General features: G+C 27.5%; 21 protein-coding genes and 1 pseudogene. 15 read left to right on the top strand and 7 right to left on the bottom strand.

What is annotated here, in order from left to right; genetic code table 11:
* Positions 1–3 precede the first annotated feature (3 nt).
* A complete protein-coding gene (locus KO488_RS00285; protein ID WP_216056775.1) occupies positions 4–612 on the top strand; it encodes a pseudouridine synthase in 609 nt (202 codons plus the stop codon).
* Here KO488_RS00285 and KO488_RS00280 read toward each other — a convergent pair.
* Positions 602–1618, bottom strand: coding sequence for a YeiH family protein (locus KO488_RS00280; protein ID WP_216056774.1), 1017 nt, complete (start codon positions 1616–1618; stop codon positions 602–604). The two genes, KO488_RS00285 and KO488_RS00280, sit on opposite strands and share 11 nt — an antisense overlap.
* A gap of 96 nt (positions 1619–1714) precedes the next feature.
* On the opposite strand from KO488_RS00280, the gene KO488_RS00275 reads away from it, so the two are divergent.
* The 6 genes from KO488_RS00275 (at position 1715) to KO488_RS00250 (ending at position 6015) form a co-directional block, all read left to right on the top strand.
* Positions 1715–2602, top strand: a complete 888-nt coding sequence (locus KO488_RS00275; RefSeq protein ID WP_216056773.1) for a LysR substrate-binding domain-containing protein — start codon at positions 1715–1717, stop codon at positions 2600–2602.
* A 29-nt stretch (positions 2603–2631) separates the two neighbouring features.
* Positions 2632–4104, top strand: a complete 1473-nt coding sequence (locus KO488_RS00270; protein WP_216056772.1) for a GGDEF domain-containing protein — start codon at positions 2632–2634, stop codon at positions 4102–4104.
* 8 nt (positions 4105–4112) lie between these two features.
* Positions 4113–4676, top strand: a complete 564-nt coding sequence (locus tag KO488_RS00265) for an SMI1/KNR4 family protein (RefSeq protein WP_216056771.1) — start codon at positions 4113–4115, stop codon at positions 4674–4676.
* Between the two features lie 10 nt (positions 4677–4686).
* Positions 4687–5037 (top strand): rhodanese-like domain-containing protein, encoded by a 351-nt coding sequence (locus tag KO488_RS00260; RefSeq protein WP_216056770.1) that lies wholly within the window; start codon positions 4687–4689, stop codon positions 5035–5037.
* Between the two features lie 53 nt (positions 5038–5090).
* A complete protein-coding gene (locus KO488_RS00255; RefSeq protein WP_216056769.1) occupies positions 5091–5621 on the top strand; it encodes a YaeQ family protein in 531 nt (176 codons plus the stop codon).
* A gap of 94 nt (positions 5622–5715) precedes the next feature.
* Entirely contained in the window at positions 5716–6015 is a 300-nt protein-coding gene (locus tag KO488_RS00250; RefSeq protein WP_216056768.1) for a carboxymuconolactone decarboxylase family protein, read from the top strand.
* Between the two features lie 35 nt (positions 6016–6050).
* On the opposite strand, the gene KO488_RS00245 is transcribed toward KO488_RS00250, so the two are convergent.
* The 3 genes from KO488_RS00245 to KO488_RS00235 all read right to left on the bottom strand — a co-directional run bounded on the left by KO488_RS00245 (position 6051) and on the right by KO488_RS00235 (position 8052).
* On the bottom strand, positions 6051–7220 hold the full coding sequence (locus KO488_RS00245; RefSeq protein ID WP_216056767.1) for a class I SAM-dependent methyltransferase: 1170 nt from the start codon (positions 7218–7220) through the stop codon (positions 6051–6053).
* Positions 7221–7302: 82 nt separating this feature from the next.
* The gene (locus KO488_RS00240; RefSeq protein WP_216056766.1) at positions 7303–7722 is read right to left on the bottom strand and encodes a metallophosphoesterase family protein; all 420 of its coding nucleotides are present in this window, start codon (positions 7720–7722) and stop codon (positions 7303–7305) included.
* A gap of 171 nt (positions 7723–7893) precedes the next feature.
* On the bottom strand, positions 7894–8052 hold the full coding sequence (locus KO488_RS00235) for a metallophosphoesterase family protein (RefSeq protein WP_216056765.1): 159 nt from the start codon (positions 8050–8052) through the stop codon (positions 7894–7896).
* 100 nt (positions 8053–8152) lie between these two features.
* On the opposite strand from KO488_RS00235, the gene KO488_RS00230 reads away from it, so the two are divergent.
* Positions 8153–9985 carry an SLC13 family permease gene (locus tag KO488_RS00230; RefSeq protein WP_216056764.1) on the top strand — a complete coding sequence of 611 codons (1833 nt, stop codon included), beginning with the start codon at positions 8153–8155 and terminating at the stop codon, positions 9983–9985.
* Between the two features lie 21 nt (positions 9986–10006).
* On the opposite strand, the gene KO488_RS00225 is transcribed toward KO488_RS00230, so the two are convergent.
* The gene (locus tag KO488_RS00225) at positions 10007–11398 is read right to left on the bottom strand and encodes a PLP-dependent aminotransferase family protein (RefSeq protein WP_216056763.1); all 1392 of its coding nucleotides are present in this window, start codon (positions 11396–11398) and stop codon (positions 10007–10009) included.
* Between the two features lie 90 nt (positions 11399–11488).
* On the opposite strand from KO488_RS00225, the gene KO488_RS00220 reads away from it, so the two are divergent.
* From KO488_RS00220 to KO488_RS00205, 4 genes and pseudogenes are all read left to right on the top strand, one after another.
* Complete coding sequence (locus KO488_RS00220) at positions 11489–11665, top strand: hypothetical protein (protein ID WP_216056762.1); 177 nt, start codon at positions 11489–11491, stop codon at positions 11663–11665.
* A gap of 1 nt (position 11666) precedes the next feature.
* Positions 11667–12266 carry a pyridoxamine 5'-phosphate oxidase family protein gene (locus KO488_RS00215; RefSeq protein ID WP_216056761.1) on the top strand — a complete coding sequence of 200 codons (600 nt, stop codon included), beginning with the start codon at positions 11667–11669 and terminating at the stop codon, positions 12264–12266.
* Positions 12267–12373: 107 nt separating this feature from the next.
* A pseudogene (locus KO488_RS15475) lies at positions 12374–12556 on the top strand (Rdx family protein); the annotation flags it as partial.
* A gap of 44 nt (positions 12557–12600) precedes the next feature.
* Positions 12601–12822, top strand: a complete 222-nt coding sequence (locus KO488_RS00205; RefSeq protein ID WP_216056760.1) for a hypothetical protein — start codon at positions 12601–12603, stop codon at positions 12820–12822.
* 34 nt (positions 12823–12856) lie between these two features.
* Here KO488_RS00205 and KO488_RS00200 read toward each other — a convergent pair whose 3' ends face one another.
* Positions 12857–13324, bottom strand: a complete 468-nt coding sequence (locus tag KO488_RS00200; protein ID WP_216056759.1) for an MOSC domain-containing protein — start codon at positions 13322–13324, stop codon at positions 12857–12859.
* A gap of 34 nt (positions 13325–13358) precedes the next feature.
* The gene (locus KO488_RS00195; protein WP_216056758.1) at positions 13359–14006 is read right to left on the bottom strand and encodes a helix-turn-helix transcriptional regulator; all 648 of its coding nucleotides are present in this window, start codon (positions 14004–14006) and stop codon (positions 13359–13361) included.
* A gap of 185 nt (positions 14007–14191) precedes the next feature.
* Between KO488_RS00195 and KO488_RS00190 the strand changes: the two genes are divergently transcribed.
* From KO488_RS00190 to KO488_RS00180, 3 genes are all read left to right on the top strand, one after another.
* The gene (locus tag KO488_RS00190; RefSeq protein ID WP_216056757.1) at positions 14192–14575 is read left to right on the top strand and encodes a RidA family protein; all 384 of its coding nucleotides are present in this window, start codon (positions 14192–14194) and stop codon (positions 14573–14575) included.
* Between the two features lie 38 nt (positions 14576–14613).
* Positions 14614–15852 carry an NAD(P)/FAD-dependent oxidoreductase gene (locus tag KO488_RS00185; protein WP_216056756.1) on the top strand — a complete coding sequence of 413 codons (1239 nt, stop codon included), beginning with the start codon at positions 14614–14616 and terminating at the stop codon, positions 15850–15852.
* 159 nt (positions 15853–16011) lie between these two features.
* Positions 16012–17523, top strand: coding sequence for an alanine/glycine:cation symporter family protein (locus KO488_RS00180; protein WP_228318924.1), 1512 nt, complete (start codon positions 16012–16014; stop codon positions 17521–17523).
* Positions 17524–17606: the final 83 nt, after the last annotated feature.

The following is a 17606-nucleotide window of genomic DNA, read 5'->3' as shown; positions in this document are numbered from 1 at the left end:
TCAATGGCCAAGTCAAAGGTTGGAAATCACTATCATTTCAAAATATTTAAACCTCATGGTTTTTTAAGTCAGTTTGTACAAGAAGCTAAAAGAAAGAAAAAACTATTAGGTGATTTATCTGATTTTCCAGAAAAGACTATGGCTATAGGACGCTTAGATCATGACTCTGAAGGCTTATTATTACTTACAACTGATGGTATGAAAAGCTTTCAAATAAGAGATAAAGGTATAGAAAAAGAGTACTATGTTCAAGTTGATGGAGAGATTACAGAAGATGCTATCTTAGCACTACAAAATGGTGTTGAAATTACTGTTAATAGTACTAAATATCAAACACTCCCTTGTAAAGCATTCGCTCTTGAAGATGAACCAAATCTTCCCTCTCGCGGTCGTAATATTCGTGATGCAAGACATGGTCCTACTTCTTGGATATCTATCACTCTTAGTGAAGGGAAAAAACGTCAGATAAGAAAAATGACAGCTGCTGTTGGTTTTCCTACCTTAAGACTTGTAAGAATTAGGATTGGTAATATCCATATTGATAGTATGATTCCTGGTGATGTTGTTCCTCTTCCTAATTTTGATGATGTACTCAAGCCCTTTAATGCATAACATTTACTATAAACTCTAAACCATTCAATCCCCCAACAATAAGCCAAATAAATAAAATAGATGCTAAATAAAATGGTTTAGCACCTACTTTCTTGAATTTTGAGATATGTGTTTGTAATCCCAAGGCAAACATTGCCATAGCCAATAAAAAAGTATCAAAATCATTTATCAAAATAATATTTTCTGCAGAGATAAACTCAAAAGAATTAAATACAATAACTACGCAAAATAAAACTGCAAACCATGGAATAACTACTTTTTGTTTTATTTTATTAGTTTCTTTTTTTATCCAAAAAAAGCCAAGTATGATTAAAAAAGGTGCAAGCATCATCACTCTTATCATCTTTTCAATAACAGCATAACTTGCAACTTCATTATCAACAGCATTACCGGCAGCTACCACATGTGCAACTTCATGTAATGTTCCACCTAAATAGATTCCAAAGTCTTGTGGACTTAAATCAAAAATACCTAATTTATACAAAAATGGATACAACAACATTGCAAATGTTCCAAATATTACAACCGTTGATACAGCAACTGCACTTTTATATGCAGGTGTTTTTATAACTGATTCAGTTGCTAAGACTGCAGCTGCACCACAAATTGAGCTTCCTATACTTGTTAAAATAGTGATTTCTTTATCCATTTTAAGTATTTTAGTCCCTATAAAATAACCAATGATAAAAGTACTAGCTACAATAAAAACAGCAAATATAAAACCTTCTAATCCTACTTCTTCAAGATTTTGTAGAGTTAGCCTAAAACCATATAAGATAATACCAAATCGTAAAACTCTTTTTGTACTAAAACCAATAGCACTTTCTAGATAATCCATTGTTTTTTGATTTAAAATATGTGTTAGTATTGCTCCTAAAAAAATAGCAATTATAAGTGGACTAATACTTAAAACTCTGATTACTTCTATATTTGCAATTAAAATTGAAATACCTGTACCTAAGCCTATTATTAGTAAGCCATAGAGTAAGTTTTTTTCTATTTTCATAATCTTCCTTTATTTTTTGAAGTATAACTCTTTTAAATTAATATGTAAAATATATTAAATTTAATATAATAATATATATTTTATATAAGGATAGATATGACATTTAAAGAATTGAATTTTTTCTATCACTTGTGTGACAATCCACAAGTAACTAAACTAGCACAAGAATTAGACATAAGCCAATCAGCAATCTCTATAGCTATTAAATCATTAGAAGAGAAACTCAATGAAAAGCTTTTCGATAGAATAGGAAAAAAACTTCTTTTAAATGAAAGAGGAAGATATTTTAAAGCACAAACTTATCAACACTATATAGCACTTAAAGATGCACAAACTATTTTCCAAAAGAACAAATTAGCAGGTACTTTAAAAATTTCAGCAAGTAAAACAATTTCAAACTATGTCATGCCAGATATATATTTTGAATTTTTAAGTATATATCCTGAAGTATCATTTAAAATAGATTCAATTAATTCAACAGAAACTATCGAAAAAATTGTTGATGGAGATTTAGATATTGGACTTATTGAAACAAATCTTACTCATTCAAGTATCATAAAAAAATATCTTTGTGATGACGAACTTATTATAGTTACATCAGACAAAAATTATGAAAAAGAGAAATATATAGATACTATAGATAAAAAATGGATTTTAAGAGAGAGTGGGTCTGGAACAAAAGAAATTTTTATAGATTCCTTAGGTGAGTATGCAAAAAATATAAATATATTTATGCAATTACACAGTTTTCAAGAGATTAAAACAATTATTTTAGATAATCCAAATACTATAACTGCAATATCTAAACTTGCTGTAAAAAAAGAATTGGAAGAAAAAAAACTTTTTGAAATTAAATTAACAAATATATCTTTTAAAAGAGAGTTTTCACTTATTTATAATAAAAATAAAACTTCAAGTTTATTATTTGATACTTTTATAAAATTTGTTGAAAAAAAATTAGCTTCAGTAATAACTTCGAATTAAATCAGTGAAAACAAGATAGAATATATATTATGGTTAAAAGATTAAATAAACTAAATTTATCAACATATCTTGGATTGTTTCTTCTCTTATTTGCTGTTATCTCATTTATTAGTATATTTTTTCTAAGAAGTAATTTAATTGTATCAAATAAGTTAGAACAAGAAATTGTATTTAATACAATACAAAGAGACACTTCAAATATATTTGCAAAAGTTTTATATAAATATGAAAAGCAAAAACAATTATTGAAACAAAAACATCAAATTGTATTAGATTATATTAATAAACAAAAAGATCCATTAAATATTGATTTACAAGAAATCTACAATAAAATCAATGATAATAATAACAGATACAATATTTACATTTCGGATGATAATTTAATAATAAGAAATACTACATTTAAAAATGATATAGGATTTGATATATCATTTGCAAAAGATACTTTTAAAAAACATAAAAAAGATAAAAAGATAGGTGTTTCTGCTCCTACTATCGAATCTAGCACTAATAGATTTTTTAGTTTTTCTGACTCATATCTTAATTCTCCTAATGATAAAAAAATATTGCAAGTAAGTTATACTTATGAAGGCTTTGATAATGTTTTAGAAAAATTGCATGCGAATGTAGATAAGTATAAATATATAAAAGGATTAAAAGTTTATTTATATCTTGAAGATGAAAAGTTTACGGCAGATTTTTATTTTAAAAAATATAAAGGATTAAAGCCCTCTCTTGAAGAATTAAAACATAGAATTTTAGAAGGGAATAGACTCTCTAAATTAGATTTTAATAATTCTATTTCAAAGATTATAAAAAAAGAGAATAATGTATTTAGAGAAGTTTTTATTATTGAAGAGAGTCCAATTTCTTCAAATGCAAAAATAATGTATTCAATACTTTTTGATCAAACTAAATATGAAAATATATTAAAAATTTATAAAATTCTTTTATATTTGATAGTTTTAGCTTGTGTTATATCTCTAGTAGTAACTTTTTTTATGAGAAAAATGGAAAAGAAACATATGTATGATAATTTAACTAAAACATATAATAGAAATGGTTTTCAATATATTTATGATCTTGAAACAAAAAGATGTGATAGATATAATAGGCCCTTTTCTATGATTATGCTTGATATTGATTCTTTTAAAAAGATTAATGATAATTATGGACATTTAGTTGGAGATGATGTTCTTGTATCAATGTGTGAATTAATAAATAAAAGCATAAGAGAAAATGATTATCTTATACGTTGGGGTGGAGAAGAATTTTTAATACTTGCTCCTGAAACAGATTTAGATAATGCATTGAAACTAGCAGAAAAATTAAGATTATTAATAGATAAAAATGTATTTAAAACAGTAGGGCATATGACAATAAGTCTTTCTGTAGTACAAAAAAATGATGAAGATTTAACAGAAAATATTTTAAAGAGACTTGATGATTTACTTTATAATTCAAAAAATTCTGGGAAAAATAAAACAAGTTTTAAAAAATAAGGATTTAAATGAATAAAGAATTTGACAAGTTTAAACAATGGCTTTCTTTCAATTATAGTGATGGTTTATTAGATTTAAATCCACCAGCTACAACTGCTGAGATAGAAGAACTTACATTTACAATTGGTGTAGATTTACCAGATGACTTTCTTGAAATATTAAAAATACATAATGGTCAAAAAGGAAAGGCTGCTTGGCTTTTTGATTCTCAGGAATTTTTGTCAACGCATCGTATTATTGAAGAATTTAATATTTGGAAAAACTTACTTGAAAATGACCGTATAAATAAAGTATCAATACCCGATGAGGGTGTAAAGAATGACTGGTGGAATAAATGTTGGATTCCCTTTACAAGTGATGGTTGTGGAGATCACTATTGTCTTGATTTAGACCCAAATTCTTCTGGAACAAAAGGTCAAGTTATTACTTTATGGTATGAAGTTGAGCAAAGAGAAATAGTAGCTATGAGTTTTTCTCAATGGTTTAAAGAATATGTTAATCAGTTAAATTCAGGTGAGCTTTTTTATTCAAAAGAATATAACTCTATAGTTTACAAAGATGAAATAGAATAAGGAAAAGTTTATGAACGAAAATATAATTTATGCAGTTTTAGCATTGGCAGTTTTTATAGGATATAGAAAATACACTACCTATAAAGTATTGAAGCTTGTTCCTTCTCTACTTAAACAAGGTGGACAAATTATTGATGTTCGAACTGAAGATGAGTTTGCAAGTGCACATAAAGATGGAAGTATTAATATTCCATTAGGCTCACTAGAAAAAAGAATGAAAGAGTTTGATAATACAAAACCTATAATTCTTTGTTGTGCAAGTGGAAGTAGAAGTGCCGCTGCAAAACGTAACTTAAAAGCAATAGGATTTGACAATGTTCATAATGCAGGAACATGGAAATCTCTTACAAAGTTTCAGTAATATCTAAGCTATTTGGCTATAATCAGTCAAACTAGATATGAAAAAGGATATCAATGGCTGCAAACGCAACTATTAACAAAGCTTTACTAAATATATCAAATATGGATGAAAACTATTATGAAGAACATCATTTAACAATAGCTCAGCATCCATCAGAAAATGATTTACGACTAATGATTAGATTAGTGGCTTTTGTATTAAATGCAAATGATACACTGATGTTCTGTAAAGGGATATCTACTGATGATGAGCCTGATTTATGGCAAAAATCATTTGGTGATGATATTGAAATGTGGATAGATTTAGGTCAACCTGATGAAAAACGAATTAAAAAAGCATGTGGACGTTCTGAAAAAGTAATAATATATACTTTCAAAGAGAGTCTAGCTAGTATATGGTTTAAACAAATAGAAAACTCACTTTTTCGTTTTAAAAATCTTCACATAATACATTTAAATATTGATGGTGATATTGAATTACTATATAATCGCTCTATGAAGATTCAGTGCAATATACTTGATAATGAACTAACTTTAATCGATGATAATAACAGCGTAGTAATCACTCAGGACATTTGTAAGTAAGTATTTTCTATTTTATAAAAATAGCTAATTAAAGTCTTGACATTGTAGAATATTTATTCTACAATCTAAAAAATATTATATAAAAGGCTATAAAATGACAGGACAAGATTTAAAAACAGTAAAAGCATTAAATGAAACAAGTGAGAGTTTATCTCTTTCAAAAAGAGAAAAACACTTAATAGGTTTAGCTGTAACTCTTACAGTAGGATGTACAGTTTGTTCAAATAGAAGATTTAAAGATGCATTAGAAGATGGTATTACAAAAGAAGAACTTATAGAGTTAACAGATCTTGTTGCACTAACTAATGCTGGTGTTGTAGCAAGAACAGCATTATCTAGTTGGGATGATGATACAGAGAAAAAATGTTCTGATGGTACATGTAGTGTAAGTTAAATATATTTCCAAGTTATTAATTAAATAACTTGGGTTTATAATTTATCTGTTAAACTTTTTCCAAAAGCTTCTTCTATATATGGAGAAATACTCCATTCATTTTTAAACTCTTTATATTGATTAACAACTTTGTCAATATTAGAAGTTTCTTCAAAAAAAGCTCTTATCATTATATTTTTAGGGGTATGTTCCATGTCTATAAATTCAAGAACTTGAGTACGATAACCCATAATTTCTAACACATTTGCTCTAACACTATCTGTTAGTAATGAAGCTAATTTTTCTTTTATGATTCCAAATTTCATCATAGGAATCATTTTATCATTTTTGATTTTCTTTAAGAATTCATGTTGACAACATGGAACTGCTAAGATTACTTTAGCACCCCAGTTAACTGCTTTTGCTAGTGCTTCATCTGTTGCTGTATTACAAGCATGTAGTGAAATAACCATATCAACATCACCAAATTGATCAAAGCCTTTAATATCGCCTTGTTCAAATCTTAAATCATCATAATTTAATTTTTTAGCTAAGTTTGAGCAGAACTTGATAACATTTTCTTTTAAATCTAATCCAACAATTTCTACGTTATATCCCATTTTTAGTACAAGATAATCATAAAGTGCAAAAGTAAGGTATGCTTTTCCACATCCAAAATCAATAATTCTAATAGTTTTATTTTTATCTAAGTAAGGAATACAGTCAGATACTAACTCTAAGTAACGATTTATTTGTTTAAACTTATCATATTTTGAGTTTACAATTTTACCCTCACTAGTCATGATTCCAAGTTCAATTAAAAAGGGCGATAGTTCACCTTCATTTAGAATATACTTTTTTTTTCTATTGTGAGATACTTCTTCAAACTTTTTTGTAGGTGCTTTTTTATTTATTTTTGCCTCACCTTTTTTATTTATTAGTATGTGATAATCTGAATGAGTAGTATTTATAAGTGCTTGTTTAAAATATGTTTCAAGTAAATTACTTATTTCAGCTTTTGTTTCATTGTCTTCTAAGTTTTTATGCTCAACATTTTTATCATAAAAATACTCAAATTGATATTTTACTTCATTTTGGATTGTTACTTTTTTTATTGTAACTTTGTTAAAAGTTTTAATAGCTTTTTTTTGAATACCACTAAAAACTGCAGATATTATATTTTCTTCATTTATTACTTGTTCTACTAATTCACTTATATTTTGCATTATATTTAAAATTCCTATTATCAGATTACTTTTTTGTATGATAGCCAAAGAGACTTCATTTACTTATTAAATAATTAACTAACTATTTGTTTAAAACTTTTCCTGTTCTTAAACTATATGCCCAATCAGGTCTGTTATTTTCTTCTGCCTTTAAAGCTGCCTTCTCATAGTCATAAGCGACTCGTACAGGTTCAACTGCATATGTATTATCCTCAACTGTTAAAATAACATAAGAAGCATGAGGAGTGTTATTTTCTATTGAATACTCATTTGGATTTTCAGCTTTAAAAGCTTGAAGTCCAACTGAACCTGGATTTATTACAACTTGACCTGAACTTAAAGTTATACATCTAGGTAGGCATGAATTTCCACACAGTACAAATGTCGAGCTTATATCATCTATGATTTCTAATATTTTTTTGTCATCTCTTAGAATTGCTTTTCCACTTGTAATATCTTCTATCATATAAACACTATCATCTAAATATGTTCCATGAATCATATAATAATCTGATCCAACTAGTTTTTCAAAAGGTAAATCTTGAATCCAATATAAAACATCATCTCCTAAATTATTGTAGGCATATCTTAATGTCTCATTTTCTTCAAGTTGAGCAAGTGTTGATTCTAAAATCTTTCTATCTTCATCTCCTAAAAGATTGATAAATTGATTTTATCTTATTAAATCATAGGTAGCTTTAGGTTCTATTGGTCCATAAAAAGAATCACCAAGGTTTAACATAACATCAATTTGTTTAGTTTTTATATCTTCTAGTACAGCTTGTAGAGCATAAACATTAGATTTGATATCAGATAAAATAGCTATTTTCATTTATATCCTTGAGTATATATTTAAAAAAATGATTATAACAAATATTTCTATTTATATCTATATTTGATATAATCAAAGTAATAAATAAAAAAGGTATTTTATGCAATTAATCACAACTGTTAATAATCATTCAATAGCAGTGATGCTTTTGACTGTTTTAGCACTTTTCCTTTTTACAAGAGAAAAAATTCCATTAGAAACTTCAAGTCTTTTTATTATTGTAGCTTTAACAGTGGGTTTTACAATATTTCCTTATGAGTATGAAAACAAAGAACTTCATGCAATAGATTTCTTCTCAGGATTTGGACATGAAGCTTTAATTGCTGTTTGTGCTTTAATGATTGCAGGACAAGGATTGGTGCGAACAGGTGCACTAGAACCAGTTGGTAGGGTTTTATCGAAAATTTGGGGTAGTTATCCAAAATTATCACTTCTTCTTACTTTAATAGTAGGTGCTGTTTTGAGTGCTTTTGTTAATAATGTGCCAATTGTGATTTTACTATTGCCAATATTAACAGCAGTTTCAATTAAAACAAAAACATCTGCTTCAAAAGTTTTAATGCCAATGGGCTTTGCAACACTAATAGGTGGAATGAGTACTACAATAGGAACTTCTACAAACTTACTTGTTGTTTCTGTTGCAGTTGATATGGGTATGAAAGATTTTGGGATGTTTGATTTCTTTTTACCTGTTTTAATTGCTGGGGCTTTTGCTATGCTTTATTTATGGTTAGTTGTACCATATTTTATTAAAGAAAGACAAGCTCCTTTTTCAGATACTTCACCAAGAGTATTTACTGCTAAACTTATGATTACAGAAGAATCAGCTTCCAAAGATCAACCTTTGGATGAACTTATTTTAAAAACAGATGGAATGATGAAGGTTTTAAGAATACATAGAAATAGTAATGATATGTATGTTTTACCAAATTCTAAGACAATTATAAAAGCAGAAGATATGTTAGTTGTTGAAGATACACCTGAAAATTTAAAAAGTTATGAGAAAATTCTTGATGCAGTTTTATACTCAAGTTTAGGTGCTGTTGATGATGATCATCCTTTACTTGCTGAAGAACAGCAAATAGCTGAGGTGATAATTTCTCAAGGCTCAAAACTAAATAATACAACTCTTTCACAAAGTAGATTTTTACAAAGACATAATTTAATAGCCCTAGCTTTACATCGTTCGGGAAAGAAAACAGAAACAATTTTAAAAGATATAGCCCAAATTAGTCTAAAAATTGGTGATGTTTTATTAATTCAAGGAAAAAATGAACATATATTAGAATTAAAACAAAGTAGAGAACTATTAGTTTTAGATGCAACTTCTGATTTAACACATACAAAACAAGCGCCAATAGCATTTTTTATTATGTTTGGAATAGTTGCTGTTGCAGCTTTAGGAATACTTCCTATTGCTATTAGTGCAACACTTGGAGTTTTTCTGATGTTTTTAACTAATTGTATAAATTGGAAAGACGCTTCAGCTGCTTTAAATACACAAGTTATATTGATAGTTGTAGCTTCTTTAGCACTTGGAGGTGCACTTTTAAAAACAGGGGCAGCTTCATATATAGCAAATCTTTTTGTAATATCTATGGATGGAATGTCTACGACTTTTATGTTAAGTGGCTTAATGCTTTTAATGGCAATTATGACAAATATCGTGTCAAATAATGCAGCAGCTGTAATTGGAACTCCAATAGCAATAGGAATTGCTCAACAATTAAACTTGCCAGCAGAACCTTTTGTTTTAGCTGTTCTTTTTGGAGCAAATATGAGTTATGCGACACCAATGGCATATAAAACAAATTTACTAGTTATGACAGCAGGTGGATATACTTTTGGAGATTTCTTAAAAGTAGGTATTCCTTTGACTTTTATCATGTGGATTACTTTTTCATGGCTTTTACCACTGCTATATAATATTTAAAAAGAGTAGAAAAGAAAAGAGTTAATCAGACTTTTCTTTCTCTTTTATAAAACATTTAAACCAAATCTTTGAAAAAATATTTATAGCATCTTCCAATTCTTCTTCTTTTATACCACCAAATCCCATCATCACAGCTTGATATATTCCGCCACATCTAGGTTTTGTAAAATAAACTTTTATCTTTTTTTCAAGTGCTAGATCTTCAAGCATTTTCCAATTAAAACTAGCTGTAGGCTGTATTAAAATAGCTAATCCTCCACCTTGACTTACTATTTTCATACTAGAATTAAGTTTGTCTTTTAATAGGAATTTTAAAAGATTATGTTTCTTTTTATTTTGGGTTCGTATCTTTCTTAAATGTTTATCCCAATATCCTTCTTTTATAAAACTATGAAGAGTTTTTTGAGTAAGAAGTGATACTCCTGAATCATAATAAGAATAGTTTTTTTGGTAGATATTAAGTATGTTGCTTGGTAATACCATATAACTAACTCTTAAAGCTGGGGAGAGAGCTTTTGAAAATGTTCCTATATAAACAACTCTTTTATCTGTATCGAGCCCTTGCAAGGAAGGAATAGGTTTATTTACATAATTTAGCTCACTATCATAATCATCTTCTATAATAATTCCATCGTTTCTATTTGCCCATTGTATTAGTTTAAGTCTATTTGAAATAGGTATTGAAACACCTGTTGGATATTGGTGAGAAGGTGTTAGATAAACTAGTCTTACTTTACTTTTTTCTAATTTTTCTATATTTATTCCATTTTCATTTACTTCAATTCTTTCTATTTTATATTTATGGTTTTCATATACTTTTCTAGCCACATGATAACCTGGTTCTTCTATAGCTAAGGTATCATGCTCTTTATTTAAAATTAAAGCTAACAGACTAAGAGAGTTTATAAATCCATTACCTATAATTATTTGATTTTCAGAACATTTTACAGCTCTTGATGTATTTAGATACTTTGCAATCTCTATTCTTAAATCAATTTCTCCTTGTTTATCAGAATATCTTCCTAAATCTAAGGAGTCATCAATAACTTTAGAAGACAGTCTTTTCCATATCTTTAAAGGAAAACTTTCTTTTTGAAGTCTTGCTGGAAAAAAATCATATAAAATATCTTCATCTTTTTTTACTTTTTTATTTGTAAAAGTATCCTTGAAATTTGTAAAGTTATTTTCAATTACGATATAACCACTTTTAGGAATACTATCTATATAACCTTCTGCAACTAGTTGTGAATAGGCAGACTCAACAGTATTTTTACTAAGATTATACATAGACATAACTTTTCTTATAGATGGCAACTTTTCATCTATTTTATAGTTATCTATAATATCTTGTTTTAAAGCTTCAAAAAGTTGTTTATGAAGTGCTATTTTACTATTTTGATTTATATGATACATAATTGTCCTTATAATATTTTCAAAAATTGGCACTTGTGACAATGTCAGATATTTGATATAGTACTAAAAAAAGATTAAAAGGAAAGACTAATGAATGTTGGAATTTATATTTATGATGATGCGGAAGTTTTAGATTTTTCTGTTGCTTCAAGGTTTTTAAATGAGGATAAAAAATTTAATACTTTCAATAATCATCCTATGGTTTCAAAACTTGAAAATTATAAGTTAGCAAAACAAATGCAATTTGATTGGAGTGAAAATAGTTAAAATGAGAAAAGTTTATGAAATAAAAGATGAAAATTTAATAGAAAATATTTTAGAAGATGTTGAATATGGAACATTAGCAATTTGTAATGATAATATACCTTATTCCTTGCCTTTAAACTTTGTATCAATAAATAAAGAGATTTTCTTCCATGGAGCAAAAAAAGGTAAAAAAATAGATATTATGAAGAATAATAACCATGCTAGTTTTTCAGTGGTTGAGTCTTATTCCCAACTTCCTTCATATTTTAGTACGGACACTGGAAATGCTTCACCTGCAACTCATATGTTTAAATCTTTGATAATAGATGGGACTATAGAGTTTGTGGAAGATTACAAAGAAAAAGCAAATGCTTTAGAATTTCTAATGCAAAAGTATCAAAAAGAGGGTGGATATAAACCTTTAAATGATGAAATGTATAAAAAGATAATAAACGCAACATTTTTGTATAAACTAGTTCCTAGACTAAGAAGTGCAAAGTTTCATTTAGGACAAGATTATAATGAAGAAAGATTCACTCGTGTATGTGAGCACTTAAAACAAAGAGGAACTACCAAGGACTTGAGAACATTAGATTTATTAATAGAGTATAGAAAAAAATAAAACTTGTTATCTAAAAATAAATACTATATAATCATTTATATGTAAATATATAAGGATTTAAAATGAATATAGAAATACACTATTGCGGAGAATGAAACTATTTACCAGAAGCTTCTAGGTTAGAAGATGAATTAACAGGTAATTTTTCAAATGTAAAGATAAAATTAAATAAAGGTTCAGGTGGTATCTTTAAAGTGATTGTAGATGGCTTTATTATCTTCGATAAGTTAGAGATTCATAAGAGATTTCCAAAAGAAAATGAAATTACTACTAGAATTAAGTCTTTATAATTAAAATTTTTATAGAATACGGGAATTATAAACTAAGGTAAAATATGTCAAGAAAAAATACTTCAAGTGTAGACACAACAGAAGGCGATAAAATCGCAAGAAAATCTAGGGAAATAAAAAATGCTATTCCTGTAAGTTTTGACCATAAAAAAGCAGATGAACAAGTAATAAATGCTAGAAAAGGTGCAAATGTAGCTTTAGCAAAAGCAAAAGCTAAGAAAAAAGCTAAAATGGCAAAAGCTTCAAAAAAGAGAAATAAAAAATAGAATAGGGTAAAAGCTAACCTTTTTAGGTTAACTTTTATATTTCTATTTGTGAAGTTTTATCTATACTTCCACCTTTAATAATTTGTGCTCTCAATCCAGCTTTATTAACAAGTTCACTTAATACTTTTGGATTTTCTAATTTTTCAGATAAATATTTACAAGGTTCACAAAGTCTAATACCTTTTAATATTACATTTCCTATTTGAAATTCTTTACCTACTAAATCATTTAAATTACAATTTGAAACTACAATATTTCGTCTTAAATCTAAGGCAGTTAAATTTTGAGAATATTCAGTATTAAAAGCAGTTATCTTTTCTATTTCTATTAAAGTAACATCTCTATCTGCTTGTATTTCATCTTTTTTTGAAAAAGTTCCTTCTTGCGAGTAATATCTATCTCCATAAATACCTTTTCCTTCTTCTAAAATGATTTGAGTTACCTCTTGCATATTACTATTTGGATTTTGTGATATAAGTAAGTTTTCTATTTTTCCAGACATTTGCTTTCCTTTTTATTTTAGTATAACTGAAAAGTTAGCTTTTGATTTTTTTAATATATCTATAAATTGAAGGTTCTGACATTTGTAACTTTTTTGCTACTTCTTGAACAGAACCTCTTATATTAAAAATTCCACAAGAATCAAGTGCTGCAATTACTTCCGTTTTTTCTTCTGTTGTCATTCTATTTGGAATAACATTAAATTGATTTACAATTGTATCAATTTTATTAAGTGTTAATTCTTGTGGGTCAGAGCTTAGGTTTTCTTTTATATTATTTAATGAGATGATTTTATCATCAACATAATTTGGTAATAAAGATGTTAAAAATGATAAAGATTTTTTTACATCATGATAATCAGAATTTAAACATAAGGCTCCTACTATCTTATTTGAATCATCTCTAATAAAATAAGTAGAAGAATAAAGAAGTCTTCCTTGTATGTTTTTTGAATTATAATTACATATATATTGTTTATTCCCTTTTGATTCAGTTAGCATAAACTCTAAAACAAGGTCAGTTATTGAATCTCCAATCTTTCTATTACTTATATGTCCATTTATAATATGAACAATTGAGTGCTTATAGTTTGTTAAATCATGAAGTATTATTTCGGTATTTGTTCCTAGAATTTCTCCTAGAAAATCGGCAATTGATATGAACTTTTTAATATATTGATTCAAGAAAATCCTTAAATAATTTGATAAGTAAATTATTATAGAATAATAATAAATAATTGTCAATTAATAATAAATTATTCTCATAGTAATAAATTTGTATTAAAAATATACAGAAAACTCTTTACATTGATAAAATTTTATTATATACTGCTTTTAATGAAAAAAAATTATTACAAAAAAGGAAAAAAATGAACTCTAAAAAAGCAATTAATTCAAATAAAGCACCTGGTGCAATTGGACCATATTCACAAGCTATTGAAAAAGATGGATTTATATATGTATCAGGTCAATTACCAATTGATCAAACTACAGGAGAATTTCCAGGAAGTGATATTGCATCACAAGCTAAACAATCTTTAGAAAATACAAAATATGTTTTAGAAGAAGCTGGTTTAGATATGAATGATATTATCAAAACTACAATCTTGTTAAAAGATATTGAAAGTTTTGCAGTAGTAAATGAAATTTATGGAGAATATTTTCAAGCACCATTTCCAGCACGAGCAACATATGAAGTTGCAAGATTACCAAAAGATGCTTTAATTGAAATAGAATCTATTGCAAAAAAGTAAAGTAAAATAAATTTATTATATATTAATGGAGAAGTAAGATGAAAAAAGATGTTGTAATTGTAGGTGGTGGTTGTATTGGACTTATGTCGGCATATTGTTTACAAAAAAGTGGTAGAAGTGTTACTGTAATAGAAAAAAATGATATTACTAATGGAACGTCTTTTGGTAATGCAGGATTATTATCTGCTTTTAAAAAAGCTCCTTTAAGTGCACCTGGAGCAATTCCTGATACGCTTAAATTAATGCTAAAAGGAGAATCACCTGCAAGTGTTCATCCTACATTAAATCTACATTTATATAAATGGCTTTTAAAATTTGCAGCAAGTTCAACTGAAGCTAGATTAAAAAGAACATTAGCTTTATTTGAAAGATATGGACAAGTTAGTTTAGATATGTATGAATCTATGGTTAATGATGATGGGATAGATTTCCATTTTAGAAAAGATGGTTTATTAATGATTTATACAGAACAAGCTACATTTGATGCAAAAGCTGCTCATTGTAATGATCCAAAAGCTTATGAAATTCTTTCAAAAGAAAAAACTAAAGAATATATGCCAATTTTAAATGATAAAGTAATTGGCTCAATTCTTTTAAAAGAAAATGGGCATATTGATCCAGGTGAAATGATGCTTACAGTGAAAAAATATTTAGAAGAAAAAGGTGTAGAGTTTCTTTTAAATGAAGAAGTTGAAAGATTAGAATTTGAAGGTTCAAAAGTTAGTAAAATTAGAACATCAAAAGATGTTTATGAAGCTGAAACATTTATTCTTTCAACTGGAGCTGATGATAAATTAGCAAGACAAGCTAAAAACAAATTTATGATGACTCCTGCAAAAGGTTATAGTCTTACATTTAAAATGAATGAAGAACTAATGCCTAAAACTACATCTTTATTTGCTGATTTATTTATTGCAATGACTCCAAGAAGAGATACTTTAAGAATGACTTCAAAACTTGAACTAGGGACTACTAACCCTTCAATTGTTAAAAAACAAATTGATAGTATGAATAAAAACTTAGCACAATATACAAATGACTTTGAAAGAAGAGATGTTGTTGAATGGGCAGGATTTAGACCCCTTACTCCAAATGACATTCCTATTTTAGGATATGATGAAAATTATAACAATTTAGTTCATGCTACTGGTTTAGGTTGGCTTGGAATCACATTTGCTCCTTCAATTGGAAAAATTATAAGTGATGTAATTACAATTGATAAGAAAAATGAAACAAATGCTGATATTTTATTATTCTCTTCATTTTTTCAAGGATAAATTTTAAAGAAAGAGTTCTCTCTTTCTTTAGTTTAAAAATGTTTAATTACTAAATTAATTAATGATTATTTTAGTAATTAAACAAAGGTTTAGTTAGCTACGTGATTAAAAATAATAATGTAATATCGTACTACATTATACAAAAAAGGGGAAAGACTTATGAAAATGTTTAAGAATATGCTGTTTTACATAACAATGTTAAGTATACCAAGTATTAGTTTTGCTGAAGAGATTATAGGAATTGATCAAAAAATAGATCAATTTTTTACTACTTATTTTGGTTGGTTTGCAAGTACAATTTTTTATGGTATAAAAATTGAGGATGGTGTAACATTTCCATTAATTGTAGGATGGTTGCTTGTTGCAGCAATTGTATTTACTTTTTATTTTGGGTTTATACAATTTAGAAAAGTAGGTTTAGCACTTGATATTGTTCGAGGGAAATTTTCAAATCCAGATAAAAAAGAACCAGGTGAAGTTTCACACTTTCAAGCATTAACAACTGCCTTATCAGGAACTGTTGGACTTGGAAATATTGCGGGAGTTGGAGTTGCTATTGCAATTGGTGGTGCGGGTGCAACTTTTTGGATGATTGTTTGTGGTTTATTTGGAATGGCATCAAAATTTACTGAATGTACATTAGGTGTGAAATATAGAAATGAAAATCCAGATGGAACAGTATCTGGTGGTCCAATGTACTATTTATCAAAAGCATTTAAAGAAAAAGGTCATGCAAAAATTGGTAGAGTTTTAGCTGTTGGTTTTGCTATAATGACAATATTTGCAGCTCTAGGTGCAGGAAATATGTTCCAAGGTAATCAAGCAAATGCAATGATTGTACAGACATTTGGTGTTGATGCTGGTTATGGATGGGTTACTGGTATTATCTTTGCTGTACTTGTTGCGGGTGTTATTATAGGTGGTATGCCATCAATTGGTTCCGTAACTTCAAAATTAGTTCCATTTATGGCTACTTTATATCTAGGTATGGCTCTTATTGTATTAATTTCTCATTATGATCAAATTGGTGCTGCTTTTGAACAAATATTTGTTGGAGCATTTACAGGTGCTGGAGTTGCTGGTGGTTTTATTGGAGCATTAATCCAAGGTTTAAAAAGAGCAACATTCTCAAATGAAGCAGGAGTTGGATCAGCAGCAATTGCTCACTCAGCTGTAAAAACTAAAGAACCTATAACAGAAGGTTTTGTTTCATTATTAGAACCATTTATTGATACAGTTGTAATTTGTACAATGACAGCTTTAGTTATTATCATTTCAGGTATGAACACAGGTGAATTAAGTGGTGTTACATTAACAGCTGCTGCTTTCTCAGAAACTTCATTTATTTTTGAATATATTTTAGCACTTGCTGTAATTATGTTTGCATTTTCAACTATGATTTCATGGTCATATTATGGACTTAAAGCTTGGACTTATCTATTTGGTGAAGGTAAAACTACTGAATTAGCTTATAAAGGAATTTTTTGTTTATTTGTGATTGTTGGTACAAGTATTAGCTTTAGTGCAGTAATTGACTTCTCAGATGCTGCAATGTTTGCTATGTCTATTTTTAATATTATTGGTTTATACTATCTTATGCCAATTGTTAAAGATGAATTAAAATCTTTTATTGCTAGAGTTGACTCAGGCGAAATTAAAAAATATAGTTAGTATTTTAACTATCTATAAATAAATTAGATCAAAGAGAGTTTTATAGCTTTTTTTTGATCAAATTTATTCTTATAAAAGTAATT

It is taken from the genome of Poseidonibacter lekithochrous (assembly GCF_018861145.1).
Taxonomy (GTDB): Bacteria; Campylobacterota; Campylobacteria; order Campylobacterales; family Arcobacteraceae; genus Poseidonibacter; species Poseidonibacter lekithochrous_A.
Note: the sequence above shows the minus strand (reverse complement) of the source record. Positions and strands in the feature narration are given on the sequence as shown.

Excerpts from the sequence above, each read along its gene's own strand:
- KO488_RS00190 (WP_216056757.1), top strand. The coding sequence starts at position 14,192 with ATGAACTCTAAAAAAGCAATTAATTCAAATAAAGCACCTGGTGCAATT.
- KO488_RS00245 (WP_216056767.1), bottom strand. The coding sequence starts at position 7,220 with ATGCAAAATATAAGTGAATTAGTAGAACAAGTAATAAATGAAGAAAAT.
- KO488_RS00225 (WP_216056763.1), bottom strand. The coding sequence starts at position 11,398 with ATGTATCATATAAATCAAAATAGTAAAATAGCACTTCATAAACAACTT.
- KO488_RS00240 (WP_216056766.1), bottom strand. The coding sequence starts at position 7,722 with ATGATTCATGGAACATATTTAGATGATAGTGTTTATATGATAGAAGAT.
- KO488_RS00215 (WP_216056761.1), top strand. The coding sequence starts at position 11,667 with ATGAGAAAAGTTTATGAAATAAAAGATGAAAATTTAATAGAAAATATT.
- KO488_RS00220 (WP_216056762.1), top strand. The coding sequence starts at position 11,489 with ATGAATGTTGGAATTTATATTTATGATGATGCGGAAGTTTTAGATTTT.
- KO488_RS00270 (WP_216056772.1), top strand. The coding sequence starts at position 2,632 with ATGGTTAAAAGATTAAATAAACTAAATTTATCAACATATCTTGGATTG.
- KO488_RS00280 (WP_216056774.1), bottom strand. The coding sequence starts at position 1,618 with ATGAAAATAGAAAAAAACTTACTCTATGGCTTACTAATAATAGGCTTA.
- KO488_RS00235 (WP_216056765.1), bottom strand. The coding sequence starts at position 8,052 with ATGAAAATAGCTATTTTATCTGATATCAAATCTAATGTTTATGCTCTA.
- KO488_RS00275 (WP_216056773.1), top strand. The coding sequence starts at position 1,715 with ATGACATTTAAAGAATTGAATTTTTTCTATCACTTGTGTGACAATCCA.
- KO488_RS00260 (WP_216056770.1), top strand. The coding sequence starts at position 4,687 with ATGAACGAAAATATAATTTATGCAGTTTTAGCATTGGCAGTTTTTATA.
- KO488_RS00180 (WP_228318924.1), top strand. The coding sequence starts at position 16,012 with ATGAAAATGTTTAAGAATATGCTGTTTTACATAACAATGTTAAGTATA.
- KO488_RS00265 (WP_216056771.1), top strand. The coding sequence starts at position 4,113 with ATGAATAAAGAATTTGACAAGTTTAAACAATGGCTTTCTTTCAATTAT.
- KO488_RS00285 (WP_216056775.1), top strand. The coding sequence starts at position 4 with ATGGCCAAGTCAAAGGTTGGAAATCACTATCATTTCAAAATATTTAAA.
- KO488_RS00250 (WP_216056768.1), top strand. The coding sequence starts at position 5,716 with ATGACAGGACAAGATTTAAAAACAGTAAAAGCATTAAATGAAACAAGT.
- KO488_RS00200 (WP_216056759.1), bottom strand. The coding sequence starts at position 13,324 with ATGTCTGGAAAAATAGAAAACTTACTTATATCACAAAATCCAAATAGT.
- KO488_RS00255 (WP_216056769.1), top strand. The coding sequence starts at position 5,091 with ATGGCTGCAAACGCAACTATTAACAAAGCTTTACTAAATATATCAAAT.
- KO488_RS00205 (WP_216056760.1), top strand. The coding sequence starts at position 12,601 with ATGTCAAGAAAAAATACTTCAAGTGTAGACACAACAGAAGGCGATAAA.
- KO488_RS00185 (WP_216056756.1), top strand. The coding sequence starts at position 14,614 with ATGAAAAAAGATGTTGTAATTGTAGGTGGTGGTTGTATTGGACTTATG.
- KO488_RS00230 (WP_216056764.1), top strand. The coding sequence starts at position 8,153 with ATGCAATTAATCACAACTGTTAATAATCATTCAATAGCAGTGATGCTT.